Source organism: Streptomyces sp. NRRL WC-3549 (genome assembly GCF_000721935.1).
Taxonomy (GTDB): Bacteria; Actinomycetota; Actinomycetes; order Streptomycetales; family Streptomycetaceae; genus Streptomyces.
Genome location: NZ_KL585429.1, coordinates 19952 through 27221, shown reverse-complemented (window position 1 = coordinate 27221; position 7270 = coordinate 19952). Strand labels below are relative to the sequence as shown.

The window sequence follows — 7270 nt, the reverse complement described above, 5'->3', positions numbered from 1 at the left end:
GCCCTGGCCGCCCTGGCCGCCCTGGCCGCCCCGGCCGCCCCGGCCGCCCCGGCCGTCCCGCCCCTCCCGGCCGTCCCGCCCGTCCCGATGCGTCGGCGCTGTGAACCCGCCAGGTGTGGCTGTTTCGCCCCGTGCCCCGTTCCCGTGGGCGACAGTTGCTTGAGCAGAGTGCTGCCCACCGTGGGCGCAGACGAGGGGGAGGTCATGACCGCAGGACCAGAAGTGACGGTACTCCCGGGCAGCCGCCGGTTCGACCCGGAGGGACAGCCGTGGCACGACCAGGTCGCGGCCCTGCACGCGGCGCTGCGCGAAGAGGTGGGGGCGGTCGTTCGGCGCGGTGCGCCGGAGCCGGGCGAGAAGGGCGCTGTCGAGGCGACACTGCTCGCGGTGGGATCGTCCGGCGCGCTGACCGCCGCGGTGGCGTGTTTCAGGGCCTGGCTGGCCCGGGACAAGACCCGGACGCTGACGGTGACCTGGACCGATGACACAGGAGCCGAGCGGCGGCTCCACGTCACCGGCGACAACATCGACCAGGCGTCCTTCCAGGCGCTCACCGAGTCCCTCGGGGGCCGGCCGGGGGAGAGCTGATGGCGGAGAGCCGGCGCTACCGGGGTCTGCTGATCGGCAACGCCGTCTTCCCCCGCGACCCGCACGCCCTCCCCGCCCTCGACGGCCCCCTGGACGACATCACGCAGCTGAGGAAGGCGCTGACGGACCCGGAGTCGGGGCTGTTCGCCTCCGCCGACGTCGAAACGCTGGCCGACCACGGGATCCAGGACCTCCGGGAAAAGATCGACGCGCTCTTCGGCACCGCCGAACGCGGGGACGTGTTGCTGCTGTACTACAGCGGCCACGGCCAGCTCGACGAACGCGGCACCCTCTACCTGTGCGCCCAGGACACCCGTACCACCGGCCTGCGGGCCACCGCTCTGAGCGCCATCGAGATCAACAACATCATCGACGGTTCGCCGGCGTCCAGCACGGTCGTCATCCTGGACTGCTGCTACAGCGGTGCGTTCAAGGGGGCCACCGCTTCGGTGCCGGTCGCGGGGCGGGGGCGTTACGTCCTCACCAGCAGCAGGTCCACCCAGCTCGCCAGGGCCGCCGACCGCCCCGGCCGCCCCAGCCCGTTCACCGGCCAGCTCGTGCGCGCCCTGCGCACCGCCCAGCCCGGCAAGGCCGACGGGCACCTGACCGTCGTCGACGTCTATCGGCAGGTGCACCACTGGATGACCGCGGACGCCGTCATCGCCCCGCAGCTGAGGTTCGCGGGGGAGGGCGACGTGCTCCTCGCCCGCCGCCCGCTCCCCGCACCGCGGAAGAGCGAGCCACCCGACGGGGCGGACCCCGACTACGACGTCGACCCCGGTCCCGACCCCGTACCGGGCACGGACCCCGACGGGCTCCGTTCCGCGCGCGGCGGCAGCGCGTCCACCCGCGGCGCCGCGTCTCCCGGCGATCCGTCCCGCCCGACGCGGCGCGCCACTGCCAAGCGCCTGGGTTACGCGGCCGCCGCCGTCGTGCTCGTCCTCGCGGCAGGCTTCCTCGTCCGGTCGGGCCCCTGGACCCACGGCACACGCGCGCAACCCTTCGCGCTGGACGGGGTCTACCGGGGTACTGCCGGCGAGAAGCAGAAGGACCTGGCCATCGTCGTCTTCCGCCCCGGGAAGCCCGGGGAGACCATCGGGACCATCGATTGGCCCGATCTCGAATGCGAAGGCGATCTCAAGCTCATCAGCATCGAGGGAACCAGAGGTGTCATCAAGGAGACGTTGAAGGAGAGGAACGCGAATTGCTGGCCGTGGGTGGAGTTGGATTTCGAGATCGACAAGGGGGCGGTCCGCCTCACCTGGCGCGACGTCAAGGTCCCCAGGAAGGCGGTGCTGCTGCCGGTCGACTGACCTCGCCCACCGGGCACGGCAGGCCCGGGTTGTCGAGGATCTCGATCACCGTCCCGGTCCACGGGGACAACGCCGGAGCTTCGCCCGCCATGTGAGCCCCCGCAGCGACGGGACGACAGCACCGGTACGCCGGCGCCTCGCCCACTCACCCCGGGGCGGCCTCACTCGACCAGTGGCCGGGGCGCTTCTTGGCTCCTGCCGCAACGCGGCGTTACGGGGTCACGGTGTGCCGGCCGGCGCACTCGACGCGCCGGCCCCCACGCTCCACCGCGGCGACCGGGAGGGGAACCCCGGGCGGATCTTTGCATAAAACTGCGCCACTGCGTATAGTCATGCCATCGACGAGGAGGGTTCCGATGGTGGTACGTGCGGCAGTGGCAGGGGCGAGTGGATACGCCGGCGGTGAGCTGCTGCGCCTGCTCCTGGCCCATCCCCAGGCCGAGATCGGCGCGCTCACCGGCCACTCCAACGCGGGCCAGACCCTCGGAGCGCTCCAGCCCCATCTGAGGCCCCTGGCCGACCGGGTGCTGGAACCGACCACCGCCGAGGTGCTGGCAGGGCATGACGTCGTGTTCCTGGCCCTGCCGCACGGGCAGTCGGCCGCCGTCGCCGAACAGCTCGGCGACGAGGTGCTCGTGGTGGACATGGGGGCGGACTTCCGGCTGGAGGACCCCGCCGACTGGGAGGAATTCTACGGCTCCCCGCACGCCGGGGCGTGGCCGTACGGCCTGCCCGAACTGCCCGGGGCCCGCGGTGCCCTGGAGGGCAGCAAGCGGATCGCGGTGCCCGGGTGCTACCCGACCGCCGTCTCCCTCGCCCTCTTCCCGGCGTACGCGGCCCGGCTCGCGGAGCCCGAGGCCGTGGTGGTCGCCGCGTCCGGCACCTCCGGCGCCGGCAAGGCGGCCAAGCCGCACCTCCTCGGCTCCGAGGTCATGGGCAGCATGTCCCCGTACGGGGTCGGCGGGGGCCACCGGCACACCCCCGAGATGGTCCAGAACCTCAGCGCCGCGGCCGGTGAGAGGGTCACCGTGTCGTTCACGCCGACCCTCGCGCCGATGCCGAGGGGCATCCTCGCCACGTGCAGCGCCAAGGCGAAGCCGGGGGTGGACGCGCAGGCGCTGCGGGCCGTCTACGAGAAGGCGTTCGCCGACGAGCCGTTCGTCGACCTGCTGCCCGAGGGCCGGTGGCCCGCCACCGCGGCGGTGTACGGCTCCAACGCCGTCCAGGTCCAGGTCGCCCTCGACGCGGCGGCCGGCCGGATCATCGTGATCAGCGCCATCGACAACCTCGCCAAGGGCACCGCCTCCGGTGCCGTGCAGAGCATGAACATCGCCCTCGGGTTCCCGGAGGACACCGGCCTGACCACGGTGGGCGTCGCGCCGTGAACGAGGCGGGCACAGCAGAGACGGACGCACGCGCGGCCACCGGGCCGCGCTCACGGAACGACGCCGCACACGGGTGCGGCACCGACGCGGAAGCGAACGAGGAGATGCAGTGAGCGTCACGGCAGCCAAGGGATTCACGGCGGCGGGCATCGCCGCCGGGATCAAGGAGAACGGGAACCCCGACCTGGCCCTCGTGGTCAACCACGGGCCCCGAAGGGCCGCGGCGGGCGTCTTCACCTCCAACCGCGTCAAGGCCGCCCCCGTCCTCTGGTCGGAGCAGGTGCTCAAGGGCGGCGAGGTGAGCGCCGTCGTCCTCAACTCCGGTGGTGCCAACGCCTGTACGGGCCCCCTCGGTTTCCAGGACACCCACGCCACCGCCGAGAAGGCGGCCGAGGTGCTCCCCGGTCACAGCGCCGGCGAGATCGCGGTCGCCTCGACCGGGCTCATCGGTCTGCGGCTCCCGATGGACAAGCTGCTGCCGGGCATCGAGCAGGCGGCGGCAGCGCTCAGCGAACACGGCGGTGAGAAGGCCGCCCTCGCCATCAAGACCACCGACACCGTGCACAAGACGGCCGTCGCGGGCGGCGACGGCTGGACCGTCGGCGGCATGGCGAAGGGCGCGGGCATGCTCGCCCCCGGCCTCGCCACCATGCTCGTCGTCCTCACCACCGACGCCGACGCCGACGCCCCCGCGCTGGACGGCGCGCTGCGCGCCGCCACCCGCACCACCTTCGACCGGGTCGACTCCGACGGCTGCATGTCCACCAACGACACGGTGCTGCTCCTCGCCTCCGGGGCATCCGGGATCACCCCCGCGCAGGCCGAGCTGGAGCAGGCCGTGCAGAGCGTCTGCGCCGACCTCGCCCGGCAGCTGATCGGTGACGCCGAGGGCGCCTCCAAGGACATCCGCATCGAGGTGATCAACGCGGCGAGCGAGGACGACGCCGTCGAGGTCGGCCGGAGCATCGCCCGGAACAACCTCCTCAAGTGCGCCATCCACGGGGAGGACCCGAACTGGGGCCGCGTCCTCTCCGCCATCGGCACCACGAAGGCCGCCTTCGAGCCGGACCGGCTGAACGTCGCCATCAACGACGTCTGGGTCTGCAAGGACGGCAGCGTCGGCGAGGACCGCGAGCTGGTCGACATGCGCTACCGGGAGGTCCGGATCACCGCGGACCTCGCCGCCGGCAGTGACAGTGCCGTCATCTGGGCCAACGACCTGACCGCCGAGTACGTCCACGAGAACAGCGCGTACAGCTCGTGAGCGCCGCGAGGAAGCACACCGCGCTGCCCAAGGCACAGACCCTCATCGAGGCACTGCCCTGGCTGACCAGGCACAACGGCAGGACCGTCGTCATCAAGTTCGGCGGCAACGCCATGATCGACGACGAGCTGAAGGCCGCCTTCGCCCAGGACGTCGTCTTCCTGCGGCACGCCGGTCTCAAGCCGGTCGTCGTGCACGGCGGTGGCCCGCAGATCAGCGCCCAGCTCGACAAGCAGGGCCTCGTCAGCGAGTTCAAGGCCGGACTGCGCGTCACCACGCCCGAGGCGATGGACGTCGTCCGCATGGTGCTCGCCGGGCACGTCCAGCGTGAACTCGTCGGCCTGCTCAACGAGCACGGGCCGCTCGCCGTCGGGATGACCGGCGAGGACGCCCACACGATCACCGCCGTCCAGCACCGGCCCCTGATCGACGGCGAGCCCGTCGACATCGGCCGGGTCGGCGAGATCACCGCCATCGACACCGGGGCCATCCAGGCGCTGCTGGACGACGGCCGGATCCCGGTCGTCTCCTCCATCGCCCGTTCCGCCGAGGACAACCACGTCTACAACGTCAACGCCGACACCGCGGCAGCCGCACTCGCCGCCGCGCTGGACGCCGAGACCCTGATGGTGCTCACCGACGTCGAGGGCCTCTACGAGGACTGGCCGAACAGCGACGACGTGATCAGCCGCCTCACCGCCACCGAGCTGGAGAAGCTGCTGCCCGACCTCTCCAGCGGCATGGTCCCGAAGATGGAGGGGTGCCTGCACGCCGTACGCAACGGTGTCCAGACCGCCCGCGTCATCGACGGACGCGTCCAGCACTCGATCCTGCTGGAGATCTTCACCGACGAGGGCATCGGCACCATGGTCGTGCCCGACCAACCACAGGAACCGCGGGAAACGCAGGGGGAGTCATGAGCAACGCGGCGTACACGCAGCGGTGGCAGGGCGCGCTGATGGACAACTACGGCACCCCGCAGCTGCCCCTGGTCCGCGGCGCGGGCGCGAAGGTGTGGGACGCCGACGGCACCGAGTACCTCGACTTCGTCGCGGGCATCGCGGTCAACGCCCTGGGCCACGGTCACCCGGCGGTCGTCGAGGCCGTCACCACCCAGGTCGCCTCCCTCGGCCACGTCTCCAACCTCTTCGTCGCCGAACCGCCCGTCGCCCTCGCCGAGCGGCTCCTGGAACTCTTCGGCCGCCCGGGCAAGGTCTTCTTCTGCAACTCGGGCGCCGAGGCCAACGAGGCCGCCTTCAAGATCGGCCGGCTCACCGGCCGCACCCACACGGTCGCCACCGAGGGGGGTTTCCACGGCCGGACCATGGGCGCCCTCGCGCTCACCGGCCAGCCCGGCAAGCGCGACGCGTTCCAGCCGCTCCCCGGTGACGTCACGCACGTCCCGTACGGCGACGTCGAGGCGCTCCGGGCCGCGGTCACCACCGACACCGCGCTGCTGGTCGTCGAGCCCGTGCAGGGCGAGAACGGCGTCGTCGTCCCGCCCCCCGGATACCTGGAGGCGGCCAGGGAGATCACCCGGGCCACCGGCACCCTGCTCGTCCTGGACGAGGTGCAGACCGGCATCGGCCGGTGCGGCCACTGGTTCGAGCACCAGGCGCACCAGGGCGTCGAACCCGACCTCGTCACCCTCGCCAAGGGACTCGGCGGCGGGCTGCCCATCGGGGCGACCGTGGCGTTCGGCCCCGCGGCCGACCTGCTGAAGCCGGGCCAGCACGGTACGACGTTCGGCGGCAACCCGGTCGCCTGCGCCGCCGGCCTGGCCGTCCTGGACACGCTGGCCGCCGACGGCCTCCTCGACGGGGTCAAGCGTCTCGGTGAGAAGATCAGGAACGGCGTCGAGGCACTGGGACACCCGCTGGTCTCCCATGTGCGCGGCTCCGGACTTCTGCTGGGTATCGTGCTCACCGGACCCCTCGCACCCCAGGTGCAGCAGGCGGCCCAGGGGGCCGGTCTCCTGGTGAACGCGCCCGCCCCCGACGTCGTACGGCTCATGCCGCCGCTGATCATCGGTGACGCCGAGGTGGACGCGTTCCTGCGGATCCTGCCGGGAGCCCTCGACGCGGCATACGGGGACGGACGATCCGGAGAATGAGGCGACGACGATGACCGAGGCGCAGGACACCGAGCACGGGGGGCCGTCGGTGCCGCAGACCCGCACGGCACGCCACCGCAGGATCGTGGACATCCTGAACCGCCAGCCGGTGCGCTCGCAGAGCCAGCTGGCCCGGCTGCTGGCCGACGACGGGCTGAGCGTCACCCAGGCGACGCTCTCCCGCGACCTCGACGAGCTCGGCGCGGTGAAGATCCGCAACACCGGTGGCGAGCTGATCTACGCGGTACCGAGCGAGGGCGGCTTCCGCACCCCGCAGGCGCCGCTCGGCGAGTCCGCGAAGGAGGAGCGGATGCGCCGGCTCTCCTCCGAGCTGCTCATCTCCGCGGAGGCGTCGGCCAACCTGGTGGTGCTGCGTACCCCGCCGGGGGCCGCCCAGTTCCTGGCCTCGGCCATCGACCAGGCCGAGCTGCGGGAGATCCTCGGCACGATCGCCGGGGACGACACGCTGATGCTGATCAGCCGTGACCCCAGCGGCGGCCAGGCGCTCGCCGACCACCTGCTGCGCCTCGCCCAGAACGACCGCTGACGAGACGTCAGTACCGCGTGACCGCCGTCGGGCCGGAGACGGTACCGACCGCGATGTGCG

The 7270-nt window shown here is 72.3% G+C and carries 7 protein-coding genes; all 7 read left to right on the top strand.

The window, feature by feature from the left end:
* Positions 1–204: 204 nt before the first annotated feature.
* The 7 genes from IH13_RS39890 to IH13_RS0129665 all read left to right on the top strand — a co-directional run bounded on the left by IH13_RS39890 (position 205) and on the right by IH13_RS0129665 (position 7210).
* Positions 205–588: an effector-associated constant component EACC1 gene (locus tag IH13_RS39890; RefSeq protein WP_082317760.1), complete on the top strand. Its 384-nt coding sequence runs from the start codon at positions 205–207 to the stop codon at positions 586–588.
* Positions 588–1901: a caspase family protein gene (locus IH13_RS45135; RefSeq protein ID WP_031089151.1), complete on the top strand. Its 1314-nt coding sequence runs from the start codon at positions 588–590 to the stop codon at positions 1899–1901. Before IH13_RS39890 ends, IH13_RS45135 begins: the two co-directional genes overlap by 1 nt.
* 356 nt (positions 1902–2257) lie before the next feature.
* The gene (argC, locus tag IH13_RS0129690) at positions 2258–3286 is read left to right on the top strand and encodes an N-acetyl-gamma-glutamyl-phosphate reductase (RefSeq protein ID WP_031089150.1); all 1029 of its coding nucleotides are present in this window, start codon (positions 2258–2260) and stop codon (positions 3284–3286) included.
* Between the two features lie 109 nt (positions 3287–3395).
* Positions 3396–4550: a bifunctional glutamate N-acetyltransferase/amino-acid acetyltransferase ArgJ gene (argJ, locus tag IH13_RS0129680; protein WP_031089149.1), complete on the top strand. Its 1155-nt coding sequence runs from the start codon at positions 3396–3398 to the stop codon at positions 4548–4550.
* Positions 4547–5470 carry an acetylglutamate kinase gene (gene argB, locus IH13_RS0129675; RefSeq protein WP_031089147.1) on the top strand — a complete coding sequence of 308 codons (924 nt, stop codon included), beginning with the start codon at positions 4547–4549 and terminating at the stop codon, positions 5468–5470. The genes argJ and argB overlap by 4 nt, the downstream gene beginning before the upstream one ends.
* Complete coding sequence (locus IH13_RS0129670; RefSeq protein WP_031089145.1) at positions 5467–6663, top strand: acetylornithine transaminase; 1197 nt, start codon at positions 5467–5469, stop codon at positions 6661–6663. Before argB ends, IH13_RS0129670 begins: the two co-directional genes overlap by 4 nt.
* A 10-nt stretch (positions 6664–6673) precedes the next feature.
* A complete protein-coding gene (locus tag IH13_RS0129665) occupies positions 6674–7210 on the top strand; it encodes an arginine repressor (RefSeq protein ID WP_031089144.1) in 537 nt (178 codons plus the stop codon).
* The last annotated feature ends 60 nt before the right edge of the window (positions 7211–7270 follow it).